The 15,074-nt window shown below is 69.0% G+C and carries 14 protein-coding genes; 12 read left to right on the top strand and 2 right to left on the bottom strand.

Going from position 1 to position 15,074, the window contains the following annotated elements:
- Positions 1 to 218: 218 nt before the first annotated feature.
- Both G6026_RS06130 and G6026_RS06135 read right to left on the bottom strand, forming a co-directional pair.
- Entirely contained in the window at positions 219 to 1,397 is a 1,179-nt protein-coding gene (locus G6026_RS06130) for a CoA transferase (protein ID WP_182612574.1), read from the bottom strand.
- A 129-nt stretch (positions 1,398 to 1,526) separates the two neighbouring features.
- On the bottom strand, positions 1,527 to 2,531 hold the full coding sequence (locus G6026_RS06135) for a diacylglycerol kinase family protein (protein ID WP_182612565.1): 1,005 nt from the start codon (positions 2,529 to 2,531) through the stop codon (positions 1,527 to 1,529).
- Between the two features lie 336 nt (positions 2,532 to 2,867).
- On the opposite strand from G6026_RS06135, the gene rplJ reads away from it, so the two are divergent.
- From rplJ to G6026_RS06195, 12 genes are all read left to right on the top strand, one after another.
- Positions 2,868 to 3,380 carry a 50S ribosomal protein L10 gene (rplJ, locus tag G6026_RS06140; protein ID WP_107757109.1) on the top strand — a complete coding sequence of 171 codons (513 nt, stop codon included), beginning with the start codon at positions 2,868 to 2,870 and terminating at the stop codon, positions 3,378 to 3,380.
- Between the two features lie 60 nt (positions 3,381 to 3,440).
- Positions 3,441 to 3,827, top strand: a complete 387-nt coding sequence (gene rplL / locus G6026_RS06145; RefSeq protein WP_017838129.1) for a 50S ribosomal protein L7/L12 — start codon at positions 3,441 to 3,443, stop codon at positions 3,825 to 3,827.
- Positions 3,828 to 4,018: 191 nt separating this feature from the next.
- Positions 4,019 to 5,134 carry an ATP-binding cassette domain-containing protein gene (locus G6026_RS06150; RefSeq protein ID WP_107757108.1) on the top strand — a complete coding sequence of 372 codons (1,116 nt, stop codon included), beginning with the start codon at positions 4,019 to 4,021 and terminating at the stop codon, positions 5,132 to 5,134.
- A 27-nt stretch (positions 5,135 to 5,161) separates the two neighbouring features.
- Entirely contained in the window at positions 5,162 to 5,992 is an 831-nt protein-coding gene (locus G6026_RS06155) for an ABC transporter permease (protein WP_107757107.1), read from the top strand.
- Positions 5,992 to 6,849 (top strand): ABC transporter permease, encoded by an 858-nt coding sequence (locus G6026_RS06160; RefSeq protein ID WP_017838132.1) that lies wholly within the window; start codon positions 5,992 to 5,994, stop codon positions 6,847 to 6,849. The genes G6026_RS06155 and G6026_RS06160 overlap by 1 nt, the downstream gene beginning before the upstream one ends.
- Positions 6,846 to 8,282, top strand: coding sequence for an MCE family protein (locus G6026_RS06165; RefSeq protein WP_182612569.1), 1,437 nt, complete (start codon positions 6,846 to 6,848; stop codon positions 8,280 to 8,282). Before G6026_RS06160 ends, G6026_RS06165 begins: the two co-directional genes overlap by 4 nt.
- Positions 8,279 to 9,370 (top strand): MCE family protein, encoded by a 1,092-nt coding sequence (locus G6026_RS06170; protein WP_107757105.1) that lies wholly within the window; start codon positions 8,279 to 8,281, stop codon positions 9,368 to 9,370. The genes G6026_RS06165 and G6026_RS06170 overlap by 4 nt, the downstream gene beginning before the upstream one ends.
- Positions 9,367 to 10,389: an MCE family protein gene (locus G6026_RS06175; RefSeq protein ID WP_017838135.1), complete on the top strand. Its 1,023-nt coding sequence runs from the start codon at positions 9,367 to 9,369 to the stop codon at positions 10,387 to 10,389. The genes G6026_RS06170 and G6026_RS06175 overlap by 4 nt, the downstream gene beginning before the upstream one ends.
- Positions 10,389 to 11,615 carry an MCE family protein gene (locus tag G6026_RS06180; RefSeq protein ID WP_182612571.1) on the top strand — a complete coding sequence of 409 codons (1,227 nt, stop codon included), beginning with the start codon at positions 10,389 to 10,391 and terminating at the stop codon, positions 11,613 to 11,615. The genes G6026_RS06175 and G6026_RS06180 overlap by 1 nt, the downstream gene beginning before the upstream one ends.
- Positions 11,615 to 12,871, top strand: coding sequence for an MCE family protein (locus tag G6026_RS06185; RefSeq protein WP_107757102.1), 1,257 nt, complete (start codon positions 11,615 to 11,617; stop codon positions 12,869 to 12,871). Before G6026_RS06180 ends, G6026_RS06185 begins: the two co-directional genes overlap by 1 nt.
- Positions 12,868 to 14,112: an MCE family protein gene (locus G6026_RS06190; protein ID WP_107757101.1), complete on the top strand. Its 1,245-nt coding sequence runs from the start codon at positions 12,868 to 12,870 to the stop codon at positions 14,110 to 14,112. Before G6026_RS06185 ends, G6026_RS06190 begins: the two co-directional genes overlap by 4 nt.
- A gap of 53 nt (positions 14,113 to 14,165) precedes the next feature.
- The gene (locus G6026_RS06195; RefSeq protein WP_194305623.1) at positions 14,166 to 14,882 is read left to right on the top strand and encodes a hypothetical protein; all 717 of its coding nucleotides are present in this window, start codon (positions 14,166 to 14,168) and stop codon (positions 14,880 to 14,882) included.
- Positions 14,883 to 15,074 lie beyond the last annotated feature (192 nt).

A 15,074-nucleotide genomic window follows, 5' to 3' on the forward strand; every position in this document is an offset into this window, starting at 1 on the left:
GACCCGACTGGCTCGACCCCGGTCGCTTCCACGCGCTCGTCGGGGCGTCCGACCGGATGCTCGCCGAATTGGGGGAGGACTCGCGCTCGCGTACCGCCGCGGGAGCGCACGGCAACGGCCACCGGTTCGACTGGACCCTGCCCGTTGGCTGACCCTGCCCGCCGGCTGACCCCGTCCGCTGGCTGACCCTGCCCGCCGCGCTGGTCCGTGCGGTCGGATCAGATGACGCCGCGGTCGGCCAGATCGGCCAGGTTCTCGTCGGTGAACCCGAGCAGTTCGGAGTAGACCGCCCGGTTGTCGAATCCCGGTTCGGGCGTCCCACCGCGCCGCACCGACCCGGGGGTGGCGTCCAGGACGGGCACGACCCCGGGGCCGAGGACCGTGTCGTCGACCCCGGGCACGGTGTGGGGAACGAGCATGTCGCGTGCGAGGAACTGCTCGTCCCGGACCACGTCCGCGACGGTGTTGACCGGCCCCACCACGACGCCGGCCGCCTCCAGGACGGTGGCGATCTCCTCGGCCGTGCGCTCCGCGGCCCAGTCGGCGATGATCTCGTCGATCTGGTCCTGATGCACCCCGCGCGCGGAGTGGTCGACGAAGCGCGGGTCCTGCGCGAGCCCGGGACGCCCCATCGCGTCGCACAACCGCCGGAACACGGTGTCCTGGTTGGCGGCGATGATGACCCACACCCCGTCCGCGGCGCGGTAGAGGTTCGACGGGGCGATCCCCTCCAACCGGGTGCCGGACGGGCCGCGCACCACGCCCGCCGCGTCGAAGTCGGGGATCACCGATTCCTGCACCGCTAGGCACGACTCGGTGAGCGCGACGTCCACGACCTGGCCGCGGCCGGTGGTGGCGCGTGCCAGCAGCGCGGCGAGGACGCCCTGGACGGCGAACATGCCGCCCAGGGTGTCGCCGAGGGACAGGGCCATACGCGGCGGGGGCATGTCGGGGAAGCCGTTGAGGTGACGTAGACCCGAGACCCCCTCGGCGACGGAGGCGTACCCCGCGCGGGCGGCGTGGGGGCCGCTCTGGCCGTAACCGGAGACCCGGCCGATCACGAGTCCGGGGTTGACCTCGTGGAGCCTGTCCGGCCCCAGGCCCCATTTCTCCAGGGTGCCCGGGCGGAAGTTCTCCACCACGACGTCGGCGCGGGCGACGAGATCGAGGAAGATCGCCGCGCCGTCTCCGCAGCGCAGGTCGAGGGTGATCGACTCCTTGTTGCGTGCGTGGACGGTCCAGAAGTGGCGGCGACCGTCGCGCTCGCCCTGGCCCCACGTGCGCAGCGGGTCCGGCCGGCCCGGATCCTCGATCTTGACGACCCGCGCGCCCATGTCGCCCAGGAGGCGGCCGGCGAAGGGCCCCGCGATGAGGGTCCCCAGTTCCAGCACCAGCATCCCGGCCAGCGCGCCGACCCGGTGCCGGCCCTCCGTCGTGGACTCCAACGCCTGTCTCCCTTCCTGGTGCGCGCTCCGGGGCGCGCTCCGTCGACTGCTGATGACCGCCGCGGCGCGATGCCGGGGAGTTCAGTGCGCGACCCGGACGGTCAGACCGCGACGCTTGATCCACGCCGAGAACTCGGTGACGGTTCCGCACTCCTCGCCGTCGATCTGGAACGACGCGGGCTTCTCCAGGACCCGGGCCGACACCGCCTCCCCCTGCCGGAAGTCCAGTGGCCGGGTCTCGTGGCGTTCCTTGCCCTCCCCGGGGGAGGATCCCCTCCGAAGGACGGGGGCGAGTTGATGCCGGAACGTGTGGTGGACCAGTACCGCGCCGGCCTGGGCCCATCCGAGCGCGCCTTTGGCCCGTATGGCCAACACGTCGAGAAGGCCGTCGTCGATCACGGCGTCGGGCAGCAGGATCATCCCCGCCTGGAGCATCCCGCAGTTGGCCACGAGCAGGGTCCGGGCACGGGTGTGGATCTCCGGCCCGTCGTCGAGCGAGTACTCCACCTTGATCCTGTGCCCCCGGAGCAGGGTGTTGGCGAAGGCGCCGACGTAGGCGAGCCACCCGACCCGGGCCTTGAGGCCGTCATGGGTGCCGGCGATCATGTCCGCGTCCATCCCGGCGCCGAGCATGACGAGGAAGACATCATCGTGTGCGTGCCCCTCGCCGTCGGTGTACCGGACCATGCCGAGATCGATTCCCCGGCTCCGACCGCTCATCGCCACGCGCAGTGCACGGTCCACGTCGTCCAACGGGATGTCCAGGTTCCGGGCGAGCAGGTTGCCCGTCCCGAGGGGGACCACACCCATGGGGATCCCGGTCCCGACCAGTCCCTGGGCGACCGACCGCACGGTGCCGTCCCCTCCGCAGGCGATCACCAGGCCGACCCCACCGGCACCATCCGCTCCGCCGGCGGCGGCCTCCGCGGCCTGACCGACCCCCGGATCGGCCTCGGTGGTCTCGTAGAAGACCGGGTCGGTCCACCCGTGCAGGGCCGCCCTCTCCACGGTGCGGCGACGGACCTCGTCGACCCCCGTCTTGATGGGGTTGTAGACGACGGCGACGCGGGAGGAGGCGGGAGGCACGGGACCACAGTGTCAGAAACGCGCCCGACCCGCCATTCCCCGGTCGGCCGTCGATTTGGCGGGGGCGGCCCGTCGCCTATACCCTGATGGGGAAGTTTGAACGCCTGCCGGATCCGTCCGTCGGGCACCTGATCAAGTTTCACCGAAGACCGCAGGTCACCGTCCCCGCCGGGGGCGGTCGAAGGGTCCGGGAGCGCCCGGACGGCCCGCGCAGGAGAACACCGGTCAGCGTAGGACACCGCGAGCCACCGAGCCCGCCTCCTCCACGCCCCGTGCCACCTGCGCCCGGGGCGTTCGCGCATTTCTCGGCAGTGAGAAGCAGAGAGGAGGCGAAACATGGCAAAGCCCGCAAAGGTCCAGGCCGTCGAGGAGATCAAGGAGCATTTCCAGAACTCCACCACGGCCGTGGTCACCGAGTACCGCGGACTCTCCGTTCCGCAGGTCACCGCACTGCGCAAGGCGCTGGGTGACTCCGCCACGTACACCGTGGCCAAGAACACCCTGGTCAAGCGTGCGGCGAAGGAAGCCGGTGTCGAGGGTCTCGACGACCTCCTGACCGGCCCCACCGCCATCGCGTTCGTCACCGGTGAGGTCGTGGACGCCGCCAAGGCGCTCAAGACCTTCACCAAGGACAACAAGGCGCTCATCGTCAAGGGCGGAGTGATGGACGGCGCAACGCTGTCCGCCGCCGAACTCGACAAGATCGCCGAGCTCGAGTCCCGCGAGGTCCTCCTCGCGAAGATGGCCGGTGCCCTCAAGGGCAACCAGGCCAAGGCCGCCGGCCTGTTCAACGCGCCCGCCTCGCAGCTGGCACGTCTGTTCGCGGCGCTGCAGGACGAGAAGAACTGACACACCCCACACGTTTCCGGGCCGCGTGACGGTTCCGGGACAAACAGAAAGGACGCCACCATGGCGAAGCTCAGCAACGACGAGCTGCTCGAGGCCTTCAAGGAGATGACTCTTCTCGAGCTCTCCGAGTTCGTGAAGCTGTTCGAGGACACCTTCGAGGTCACCGCGGCCGCTCCGGTCGCCGTCGCGGCCGCCGGCGCCCCGGCTGCCGGTGCCGAGGCCGCCGCCGAGCAGGACGAGTTCGACGTCGTCCTCGAGTCGGCCGGCGAGAAGAAGATCGGCGTGATCAAGGTCGTCCGCGAGATCGTCTCGGGCCTGGGCCTCAAGGAGGCCAAGGACCTCGTCGAGTCCGCCCCCAAGGCGATCATCGAGAAGGCCGACAAGGAGGCCGCCGAGGCCGCCAAGGCCAAGCTCGAGGAGGCCGGTGCCAAGGTCTCGCTCAAGTGAGCTGACGCACCACGCGCCCGTGAGGGGCGGTCCGGCGACATCGCCGGGCCGCCCCTCCGGCATTTCTGCAGGTCGGTCGGGCGAGGTTCGTTGCGATACATTACTTATCGGTATGTAACGAAGCACGCCCTCGGAGCGGTAGTTTACAGTGACCGTGGCCACAGATGATGGCTGCAGTGAGGAGTGGTGTCGTGGGTATCGAGATATCTGTCGAGGGGCTGACCAAGTCCTTCGGATCGCAGAAGATCTGGGAGGACGTCTCGTTCACCCTTCCCGAGGGGGAGGTGAGCGCGCTCCTGGGTCCGTCGGGCACCGGCAAGTCGGTGTTCCTCAAGTCGCTGATCGGTCTCCTGCGCCCCGAACGCGGCCAGATCATCATCGACGGCACCGACATCCTCCAGTGCACCGCCAAGGAGCTCTACGAGATCCGCAAGCTGTTCGGCGTCCTGTTCCAGGACGGCGCGCTCTTCGGGTCGATGGACCTCTACGACAACGTGGCGTTCCCGCTGCGGGAGCACACACGTAAGTCGGAGAGCGAGATCCGCGACGTCGTCATGGAGAAGCTCGAGCTCACCGGTCTCACCGGCGCCGAGGGCAAACTGCCCGGGGAGATCTCCGGCGGCATGCGCAAGCGCGCCGGCCTCGCCCGCGCCCTCGTGCTGGATCCCGAGATCATCCTGGTCGACGAGCCCGACTCGGGTCTGGACCCGGTCCGCACCACCTACCTCGCACAGCTGTTGATCGACATCAACGCGCAGATCGACGCCACCATCCTCATCGTGACGCACAACATCAACCTGGCCCGGACCGTCCCGGACAACCTGGGGATGCTCTACCGCAAGAAGCTCGTCATGTTCGGGCCGCGCGAGGTCCTGCTCACCAGCGAGGAACCCTCGGTCCGTCAGTTCCTCCGGGGGTCCAAGCTGGGCCCGATCGGCATGTCCGAGGAGAAGGACGACGCACAGATGCGGGAGGAGCAGGCGCACGCCGATGCCGGGCACAACGACGGCTCCCCGGGCGAGGACGAGGTGACGGGGGTCCCGCCCCAGATGCAGCCGACTCCCGGTGGCCCGGAGCGCAAGGGTGAGATCCGTCGCGAGAAGCGGGTGGCCGAGATGCTGGACACCCTCCCCCCGGGCGCGCAGGAGGCCATTCGGGCCGAGTGGGCGGCCCGCGGGCACGGCGGCAACGGCAAGCACGCCGCGACCGCGCCGGCGGGGGTCGCGACGGCGGGGGCCACCCCGGTGGGCGCCGCGGACAGCACGATCACGGGAATCGACGACCACTACGGGTCCGACGAGAACTGAGGACACCGGAGAGGTCGGGGGAAGTAGATGGCGGAGGGTGCTGGTCAGCAACCCGAGGTGAGGTCCGGTGTGTCTCCGGCGGACGTGGGAGGCGGCGTCCGGAACGCGGTCGGCGAGGCGGGAAAGGTCTTCCGTCTCTTCCTCGAGGTGATTCGTGGAATTTTCAGGAGGCCGTTCCAGTTCCGCGAGTTCATCGAGCAATCGTGGTTCATCGCGTCGGTGACGATCCTGCCGTCGGCGCTGGTCGCGATCCCGTTCGGGGCGGTCGTGGCCATGCAGACGGGATCGCTCGTCCAGCAGCTCGGGGCCGAGGCGTACACCGGCGCGACGGGCGTTCTCGCCGTGGTCCAGCAGGGGGCGCCCCTGGTGACCTCGCTGCTCATCGCGGGAGCCGCCGGCTCCGCGGTGGCCGCCGACCTGGGCGCGCGGACGATCCGTGAGGAACTCGACGCCATGCGGGTACTCGGCATCGATCCCGTCCAGCGGCTCGTCGTGCCCCGCGTCCTGGGGATGATGCTCATCGCGGTACTGCTCAACGGTCTCGTCTCCATCGTCGGCATCGCCGGCGGATACGTCTTCAACATCCTGCTGCAGGGGGGCACCCCGGGTGCGTACCTCATGTCCTTCGGCGCCCTCGCCCAGTTGCCGGACTTCATCATGTCCTCCGTCAAGGCATTGATCTTCGGGCTCATCGCCGGGGTGGTGTCCTCGTACTGCGGTATGAACCCCAAGGGTGGCCCGAAGGGCGTCGGCGACGCCGTCAACCTCGGAGTGGTCCTGACATTCCTCCTGCTGTTCTTCGCCAATCTCATCCTCACGGCGATGTACCTGCAGATCGTTCCGCCGAAGGGGTCGTGATGGCGATATTCACCGATGTCGGGCCCACCAGGGCCCGGCTCCGGGCGATGGTGCGCGGGCCGATCAGCTCGTTCGACAGCCTCGGGGACCAGCTCGCGTTCCATCTCCGGGCGATCCGCTGGATCCCGCAGACACTCGTGCACTACCGGAAAGAGGTCCTCCGCCTCATCGCCGAGGTGACCTTCGGCGTCGGCGTGCTCGCTGTCCTCGGCGGAACCATCGGCGTGATCGTCATGATGAGCGGGTTCACGGGCGTCGTCGTGGGACTGCAGGGGTACGCCGCGCTGGACCAGATCGGGAGCTCGGTGCTCACCGGCTTCCTGTCCGCCTACGTCAACACCCGCGAGGTGGCCCCGCTGGTCGCCGCGCTCGCGTTGTCGGCCACCGTCGGGTGCGGCTTCACGGCCCAACTCGGCGCGATGCGCATCTCGGAGGAGATCGACGCGCTCGAGGTCATGGCGATCCCCAGCGTGCCGTACCTCGTCACCACCCGGATCATCGCCGGATTCATCGCCGTCATCCCGTTGTACGTGGTGGGGCTGCTCTCCTCCTATATGGCCACACGCGCCGTCAACACCATGGTGCAGGGGCAGTCGACGGGCTCGTTCGACCACTACTTCCATCTCTTCCTGCCGCCGGAAGACGTGATCTACTCATTCATCAAGGTGATCATCTTCGCGTTCGTCCTGGTGATGATCCATTGCTTCTACGGCTTCACCGCGTCGGGCGGCCCCGCCGGTGTCGGCGTGGCCGTGGGCCGCGCGGTGCGGACCACGATCGTCGTGGTGGCCATCCTGAACTTCTTCGTCGGACTCGCCCTCTGGGGCACCACCACGACTGTGAGGGTGGCGGGATGAACGAATTGTCAGCCGTGTCCAAGCGACTGCTCGCGGCGCTGTTCATCGTGATCGTGCTGGTCTTCGTGGGGACCACCATCGCGATCTACAACCGAGCCTTCACCGCCTCGGACAGCGTCACCATGTACACCGACGACATGGCGTTCGCGTTGCCCAACGACGCCGACGTCAAGGCACGGGGGGTCCTGGTCGGGCGGGTGTCCGGCGTCGAGCCCGAGGGTCAGCGCGTCCGCGTGAACATGGAGTTCGACCCCGCGTTCGTCGACCAGCTCCCGGCCAACATCAGTGGTCGTCTGCTGCCCAAGACGCTCTTCGGCGAGAGGTACGTCGCCCTCGGATTCCCCGAGCAGCCCGTCGGGACGATCGAACCGGGTGCCACCATCGAGCAGGACACCCGCGGGAACGCGATCGAGCTCGGCCGCGTCCTCGACGGATTGCTTCCGGTGCTGGAGGCGGTCCCCCCGGAGAAGCTGGCCGGAACGCTCGGCGCGATCAACCAGGCGCTCGCGGGCCGTGGCGACGAGATCGGCGCCGGATTCGTGGAGATCGGGCGGGTCTTCGACGGCATCTCCGAGGAGATGCCCGCGTTGGAGTCCGGTCTCGAGGATCTCGCGACCTTCTCCCAGACCTATTCCGAGGCGCTGCCCGACCTCATCCACGCTCTCGACGCGCTGCGCACCACCGGGGACACGGTGATCCAGCGCCGCACCGACATCGCGGACGGCCTGCAGCGGATCAGTTCCTCGGCCGACGTCCTCACCGGATTCCTCGCCGACAACCGCTCCGATCTCATCGCCCTCGCGATCGACTCACGGACGTCCCTGGAGTACCTGGCCGAGTACTCACCGGCTCTGCCGTGCACCGTGGACAACTTCATGACCGCGCTCGACCGCTCCGACGCGATCCTCGGGGTGGGAACCCCGAACCCGGGTATCCGGGTGACGATCGAGGTCGTCAACCCCAAGGGACGCTACGTGCCCAATCAGGACGAACCCCGGTTCTTCGACACACGGGGCCCGAGGTGTTACGACCCGGCCGTGGAGCCGCAGATCTTCGGCGGAGCACCCGGTGGCGCCATCGCGGACGGGTCCTATCAGACGCCCACCAGGAACCCCGGGCCGGAATTCATCCCGACGCTGCCCAACCCGCTCGACCAGGACGGCCCGGTGCCCGCCCTGCGGACCCGCGGATCCGTGCCGGCGGCACCGGGACGCGCAGTCCCCGAGCAGCCCAACCTCCCGTTCCCCTCGACCGTCACCGCCGGTCGGGACCGTGACGTCATGGCGTTGGCCTATGCGGGCTCCCCGCTGGAGACCGACACCGTGCGCACCGTGTACGGCGTCGCCACCGATCGCGACGCGGCGGACATCCCCGCGTGGATCGGCGGGATCGGGGCGCCGGCTCTCCGTGGGACGGAGGTGAGCTTCCGATGAACGCCAAAGTCAAAGCTCTGTTCCGCGGTGGGCTCCTCGGCTCGTTCATCAAGCTCGCCGTGTTCATCGTCGTCACCGTCATGCTCAGCACGGTGCTGGCCACGACCATCCGCGGCGGCACGCGGGAGGACGGGACCCAGTACTCGGCCGTCTTCTCCGACGTGACCATGCTGGAGAAGGGCGACGACGTCCGGATCGCCGGGGTCGTGGTGGGCCACGTGAACGACTTCGAGGTCCACGACCGCGACCAGGCCCTGGTGCACTTCACCCTGTCCGGTGACCGCACCCTCCCTGCGGACGCGCACCTCACGCTCCGCTTCCGGAACATGATCGGCCAGCGGTACATGAACATCTCCCGGGAACCCGGGCCGGCTCAGCCGGAGCTACCCGAGGGCACCGTGATCGGCATCGAGAACACCTCGCCCGCGGTCGACCTCACGGCGCTGTTCAACGGCTTCCGCCCCCTGTTCACGACCCTGCAGCCCGAGGACGTCAACGCGCTGGCGGACTCCCTGATCCGGGTCCTCCAGGGCGAAGGCGGGACGGTGACCAGTCTGGTCCGTCAGACCGGCGAACTGACCAACCACCTGGCCGATCGCGACCAGGTGATCGGGGAGGTCATCGACAACCTCACCCGGGTCCTGCAGACCATCAACGAACGCGACGTGCAGTTCCAGCAGCTCGTGGTGACCACGAGGCAACTGGTCGAGGGACTCGCGCAGGAACGCGATGCGATCGGCAGCTCACTGGACTCGATCGCCGACCTGACGTCCTCGGCCGAGAACGTGGTCACCGCGACCCGGCCGGCCGTCGACGAATCGCTCGACCACCTGAAGCTGATCAGCGACAACATCAACGCCAACCAGGGGACGCTGAGCGAGGTCCTGGAGAACCTGCCGGTCAACACCGACAACCTCATCCGGATGGGGTCGTTCGGGTCCTGGTTCCAGTTCTATCTGTGCGGACTCGACGTGGTCAGCGGACCGGGCAACAACGTGCCCAACCTGCTGCCCAGCGGCGGACCCGTCGTCAACCACACGGTGTACACGAACGTCGCGCCACGGTGCCACGAGGGGGGGATCCCATGAGCAAGCGGACGCCGGGTCAACCCCGGGTCGGGAACGCGACCATCGGAGTGATCGGGGTCGTGGTGATCCTGGTGCTCACGGCCGGGTCGTTCATGCTCGACTCCCTGCCGATCGTCGGGGCGGGACCGAAGTACGAGGCGTACTTCTCGGAGGCGGCTGGTCTCACGGACGGCAACGAGGTCCGCGTGGCCGGTGTCAAGGTGGGCGTGGTGACCGACGTCGAGCTCGACGGGGACAAGGTCGTCGTGGGATTCCGGGCCAAGGACGCCTGGCTCGGGGACGACACCCGCGCCAGCATCCAGATCAAGACGGTGCTCGGCCAGAAGTACCTGGCGCTGGTCCCTGCGGGCACCGGTGAGCTGGACCGCTCGGAGCCGATCCCCCTGGAGCGCACCACCGCCCCCTACGACGTGGTGACGGCCTTCTCCTCCGCTGCCGAGACGTTGGAGCAGATCGACGACGCCGCGCTCGCCGAGAGTCTGGATACACTCACCGACGCCATGCAGGCCTCGCCCGAGGAGTTCCGCGGCGCGGTCGACGGCGTGGCGCGACTGTCCCAGACCATCTCGACCCGCGACGCGGAGCTGCGTCAACTGCTCGAGGCCACCAGGACGAGCTCGGAGATCCTGGCGGAGCGGAACGACGACTTCCGCCGACTGATCATCGGCACCGGGCAGTTGCTGGGCGAGCTCAACGAGCGTGCCGAGACCCTCAAGCTCGTCCTCGCCTCCACCCGGGGATTGTCGGCGGAGCTCCGTCTCCTCGTCGCGGACACCGAGGCGGAGTTCGGCCCGACCCTGGACAGCCTGGATTCCGCGTTGTCGGTCCTCACCGACCACGAGGAGGACCTCAAGAAGTCCATCCACAACCTCGCGCCGTTCTATCGCCTCTACGCCAACATGCTGGGCACCGGCAGGTGGTTCGACTCGGTGGTCACCAATCTCATCCCGCCGGGCATCCCCGAGCCGCCCTTCTATCCCGGTGCCCGTGCGCCGGCCCGACAGAGTGGGATCAACTGATGCACAAGAAGCTGCCGTACTGGTTGGTCGCGCTGCTCCTCGTCGTCGTCGTGGCGATCGTCACCGTGACCTACCTGACCGTCACCCGGATGGGCCGGACCGTCATCACCGCGACGTTCCCGTCGGCGGTGGGCATCTCCCAGGGCACCGACGTCCGGATCCTCGGGGTGACGGTCGGTTCGGTCGAAGAGGTCGTCCCGATGGGTGACACGGTGGAGGTCACGCTCTACGTCCGTCGCGGAATCGACGTCCCCGTCGACGCCAAGGCGGTGCAGGTGACCCCGTCGGTCATCCCGGACCGCACCATCCAGCTCATGCCCGCCTACTCCGGTGGGCCCACGATGGAGTCCGGGGCACACATCCCGTTGGAACGGACCGCGACCCCCGTCGAGGTGGACAAGCTCTACGCCTCGGTCCAGGACCTCACGGAGGCGCTGGGGCCGGACGGCGCGAACAGGGACGGCGCCGTCGACAGATTCGTCACCCGGTCCGCCGAGACCCTCGGCGGCAACGGCGCCGCCCTGGGGCGGTCGATCGACGAGCTGTCCCGTGCGGCCACGACCCTGGCCGACTCCAGTCAGGACATCAGCGAGACCGTGGTCAACCTCCAGTCCTTCGTCACGATGCTCGCGCAGAACGACGCGCAGGTCAGGCAGTTCAACACCCAGATGGCATCGTTCAACCAGACGGTGGCGGGCCAACGGGAGGACCTCCAGGGTGCGCTGGCCGAGCTCAGCTATGCGCTCGCCGACGTGGCGCGGCTGGTGCGGGACAACCAGGACTCCATCCGCTCCAACGCGGACCGGCTGGCCACGCTGAGCCAGATCACCGCCGACCAGCGCGGCGACATCGAGGAGATCCTCAAGACGGCCCCGCTGGCCCTGGCCAACCTCATCGGTGCCTACGACTCGGAGTCGGGGACCCTCTCGATGCGGCCGAACATCCCGGAGAAGCAGAACCCGGCCGGGGTGCTGTGCCAGATCATGACGCTGGGCCGCCTCAACCCCGGGGACGAGATGCTCCGCGAACTCGACAACCTCCGCCGCGCGGACATCCAGGCCTGCGAGGCGCTGGCACCCGAGCGGAACCGCGAGCTCAGGGCCTCCAACCCCGACCTCCCCCTCGGGATCCTCGCGGGTGAGATGAAGCAGTCCATCCCGGTGCCCGGGACCGTCGAGGGCAACCGCGGATGGCCCATGACCCCCGCTTCCGAAGGAGGACGGTGATGAGTCGACACCGGTTCGGAATCGGTGGCACCGCGGTCCGTGCCGTGGGCGCGTCCGCCGTCGTGGCGGCCCTCGCGGCCGGGTGCTCGACCGACCTCCAGGACTACACGCTCCCGGGCGGCGCCGACGTCGGTGACGACCCGATGACCGTCTCCATCCAGTTCGACGACGTACTGGACCTGGTCCTGCAGTCCTCGGTCAAGGTCAACGGCCTGGACGCCGGTCGTGTCTCGGGTGTCTCTTTGGCCGAGGACGGGTGGACGGCGCAGGTGGACGTGGTCCTCCGGGACGATCTCGGACTGCCCGCCAACGTCGAGGCCTCGATCCAGCAGACCAACCTGCTGGGGGAGAAGTTCGTCCAACTCACCCCTCCCGAGGACGAGGAACCGTCCGGGCAACTGACCGACGGCGCGGTGATCCGGACCTCCGACACGCGGACCGCCACCGACATCGAGCAGGTGCTCGGCGCGCTCTCACTGTTGCTCAACGGCGGGGGAGTGGACCAGATCCAGCCCATCGTGGCCGAGCTGCGCTCACTGACCGACGGTCGCGAGGAGGGGCTCACCCAGACGCTGCGCTCCGCGGACGAGCTCATCGCCGGGCTCAACCGGCAGCGCGACAGCATCACCGCCGCGCTCGAGGGCGTCAACCTCATGACGGCACGGGCGAACGACCAGCGGCAGCAGATCCAGGCGGCCCTCGACGAGCTGCCGGCCGGCGTCGCGGTGCTCGAGGAGCAGCGTCCCCAGTTCGTGGAGATGCTGCGCCGCGTCGATGCGCTGGGCGAGGTGGGATCGGACATCCTGCTGACCAGCAGGGAGGACCTCATCGCCGACCTGAGGGCGTTGAGGCCGGTACTCCAGTATCTGGGGGAGTCCACGCCCGAGCTCATCGACCTGACCGGCTTCGTCCCCACCTTCCCGTTCCCGGACGCCTCCATCACGTCGACCGTCGGCGGGTCGGCCAACGTCTTCCTCTCGGTCGACGCCACGATCTCCGAGACGTTGCGCAACCTCGGTGCCAACCAGGGCGACCCCGTTCCCGTCCGGCCCACCACGACCAGGGGGCCGTACAACGTGGACCCGGGTAACCCCTGGGTCGGCGGTAACGGTCCTGATCGCCGCACCACCATCGTCCTGCCACTGCTACCGGTCCCGCCGATCATGGACCGGGCGGTCGTGCCCAGGCCCGCACCGGGTACCTCGGAGTTCTCCGAGACGTACCTTCCAGAACCAGGGGAGCCCGGATACCAATGAGCAGAACGCTGAGAACCCAGCTCATCGTCTTCGGCCTCATCGCCGCCCTGGGCATCAGTTACGTGGGCGCCAACTATGTCCGTCTGCCCTCGCTGTTCGGCATCGGCCAGTACAAGGTGTACCTGGACCTGCCCGACACCGGCGGGGTCTTCACCAACGCCGCCGTCAACTACCGGGGTACCCCGGTCGGACGGGTCGGCGAGCTCACGCTGACGGACGACGGGGTGCGGGTCGAGCTGGACATGGACTCCAGCGCCCCCGAGGTCCCCGCGGACACCGTGGCCGTGGTGGCAAACCGTTCGGCGATCGGCGAGCAGTACGTCGACCTGCGGCCCAACACGTTCTCGGAGCCCTACCTCGAGGACGGGGACGTGATCTCCGCCGGTACCGAGGCGCTGCCGGTCCGCGTGGAGGACCTGCTGGCGTCGGTCGACGAGCTGTCACGGTCGGTCCCGCTCGACGACCTCGAGGTGACCGTCGACGAACTCGGCAGGGCGTTCCAGGGCCGGGGGCCGCAGCTGCAGCGCCTCTCGGATTCACTGATCCGCATCGCGGATTCCGGTATCCGCACGATGCCCCAGCTCCAGACCCTCATCCGGGACGGCGCCACGGTGCTCGACACGCAGGCCGACCAGTCCACGGAGATCGTCAGCTTCTCCCGCGACCTGCGGACCGTCACCGAGGCGCTGCGTGACTCCGACTCGGATCTCGAGAGGCTCATCGACACCGGGCCGGAGTTCGCGGACGAGATGCGGTTCCTCGTGGAGAACTCGGGTGAGCCGCTCACGCGGACCTTCGGCAACCTGTCGACCACCATGAAGACGGTCGACCCGCTCGCCCCGTCCTTCGTCGTGTTGCTCCAGCTGCTGCCCGCCCTGAGCGCCGGAGGCCTGTCGGTGGCCCCGGGAGACGGCACCATCCACTTCGGTCTGGTCCTGGAGATGGACAACCCCACCCCGTGCACCCAGGGTTACGAGGGCACGTGGGACATCATCAACGAGATCAAGGCGCAGGACCCGTCGTTCGACCCCCAGGAACAGAACTTCCCGCCCAACTACGAGGCGCGCTGCACCGTGCCCTTCGGCAGCCCCACCGCGGTCCGCGGTGCGGATCGCGTCGAGTACGCGAGCCCGGAGGTGCCCCAGCCCTGGGACACCAAGCCCAAGGTCGACCCCGACCGGCTCAACCTGTCCGTGGCCGCCGAGCAGCTCGCGGTGCTCCAGGGACTGATCCCCCGGTGACCGCGGGACCGGGCGGCGGCCCGGTGCCCGGGGGTTCCGGTAGCGTCACGCCCATGAGTGCGCAGAACACCGATGGTCGCGCGGACGGCCGCACCGACGGCGTCGGGGAGGTGCGGAGCGTCCCGACGTGGCTGGTGGTCGTCTCGGTGCTCGTCCTCGTCGCGGGCCTGGCGACCCTGGCCGTGTCCGGGGTCCGCTACGCCGAGGCCCGGTCCGCGCAGAACGTCGCGACCGAGCGGGACGCCGTCTCCGAGGTGGCCTCGCAGGTGATCATCAACGCGTTCAGCTTCGATCACCGGAACGTCGACGACTCGCTCCGGATGCTCGCGGAGGCCTCGACGGGGGACTTCCTCGTGGAGCAGGAGCAGTGGTCGGAGGATGTGCGTACCCGGGTGATCGAACAGAAGGCGGTCACCACGGCAACCGTCTCGCACACCGCTGTGGAGGAACTGGACCTGGACGAGGGGACCGCCGCCGTCCTGGTGGTCTTCACCGCCCATTCGGAGCGTGAGGGCCAGGAGGACATCACCGGTCGTCAGGCGATGCGGGTGGACCTGACCCGGGTCGACGACGAGTGGAAGGCCAATGCGGTCAACCAGGTGGGTGTGACGGTGCCGGTCGGGTCGTCCAGCCAGTCGGTGCAGGGACTCGAGGTGCCCGACGCCGGTGACGAGGACGCCACCGGAGACGACTCCGCCGAGGAGGACTCGGCCGACTCCGGGGCGCAGGAGGGGACGACCACCGCGCCGACCACCTCCGCCGGCCGATGAGACACCTCCGCCGGTCGATGAGAAAGGACGGGAACGGCTGATGCCACCCATCAAGAGGACCCCGAAGTCCGGGGGCCAACCGGCACGTCGTCGCCTGGCCGGCCACACCGGGCCGACCCGCGCCGGGGTCGGCTCCGGCGCCGAGCAGGACCACCACGGGGACGTGTCGCCCGACCAGAGGCCCGACGCGGG

This window comes from Dietzia sp. DQ11-38-2 (assembly GCF_014145055.1).
Classification (GTDB): domain Bacteria; phylum Actinomycetota; class Actinomycetes; order Mycobacteriales; family Mycobacteriaceae; genus Dietzia.

Coding starts and splice junctions, on each gene's coding strand:
- G6026_RS06155 (WP_107757107.1), top strand. CDS start 5,162: ATGGCGGAGGGTGCTGGTCAGCAACCCGAGGTGAGGTCCGGTGTGTCT.
- G6026_RS06195 (WP_194305623.1), top strand. CDS start 14,166: ATGAGTGCGCAGAACACCGATGGTCGCGCGGACGGCCGCACCGACGGC.
- G6026_RS06130 (WP_182612574.1), bottom strand. CDS start 1,397: ATGCTGGTGCTGGAACTGGGGACCCTCATCGCGGGGCCCTTCGCCGGC.
- G6026_RS06180 (WP_182612571.1), top strand. CDS start 10,389: ATGCACAAGAAGCTGCCGTACTGGTTGGTCGCGCTGCTCCTCGTCGTC.
- rplL (WP_017838129.1), top strand. CDS start 3,441: ATGGCGAAGCTCAGCAACGACGAGCTGCTCGAGGCCTTCAAGGAGATG.
- rplJ (WP_107757109.1), top strand. CDS start 2,868: ATGGCAAAGCCCGCAAAGGTCCAGGCCGTCGAGGAGATCAAGGAGCAT.
- G6026_RS06170 (WP_107757105.1), top strand. CDS start 8,279: ATGAACGCCAAAGTCAAAGCTCTGTTCCGCGGTGGGCTCCTCGGCTCG.
- G6026_RS06160 (WP_017838132.1), top strand. CDS start 5,992: ATGGCGATATTCACCGATGTCGGGCCCACCAGGGCCCGGCTCCGGGCG.
- G6026_RS06165 (WP_182612569.1), top strand. CDS start 6,846: ATGAACGAATTGTCAGCCGTGTCCAAGCGACTGCTCGCGGCGCTGTTC.
- G6026_RS06185 (WP_107757102.1), top strand. CDS start 11,615: ATGAGTCGACACCGGTTCGGAATCGGTGGCACCGCGGTCCGTGCCGTG.
- G6026_RS06190 (WP_107757101.1), top strand. CDS start 12,868: ATGAGCAGAACGCTGAGAACCCAGCTCATCGTCTTCGGCCTCATCGCC.
- G6026_RS06175 (WP_017838135.1), top strand. CDS start 9,367: ATGAGCAAGCGGACGCCGGGTCAACCCCGGGTCGGGAACGCGACCATC.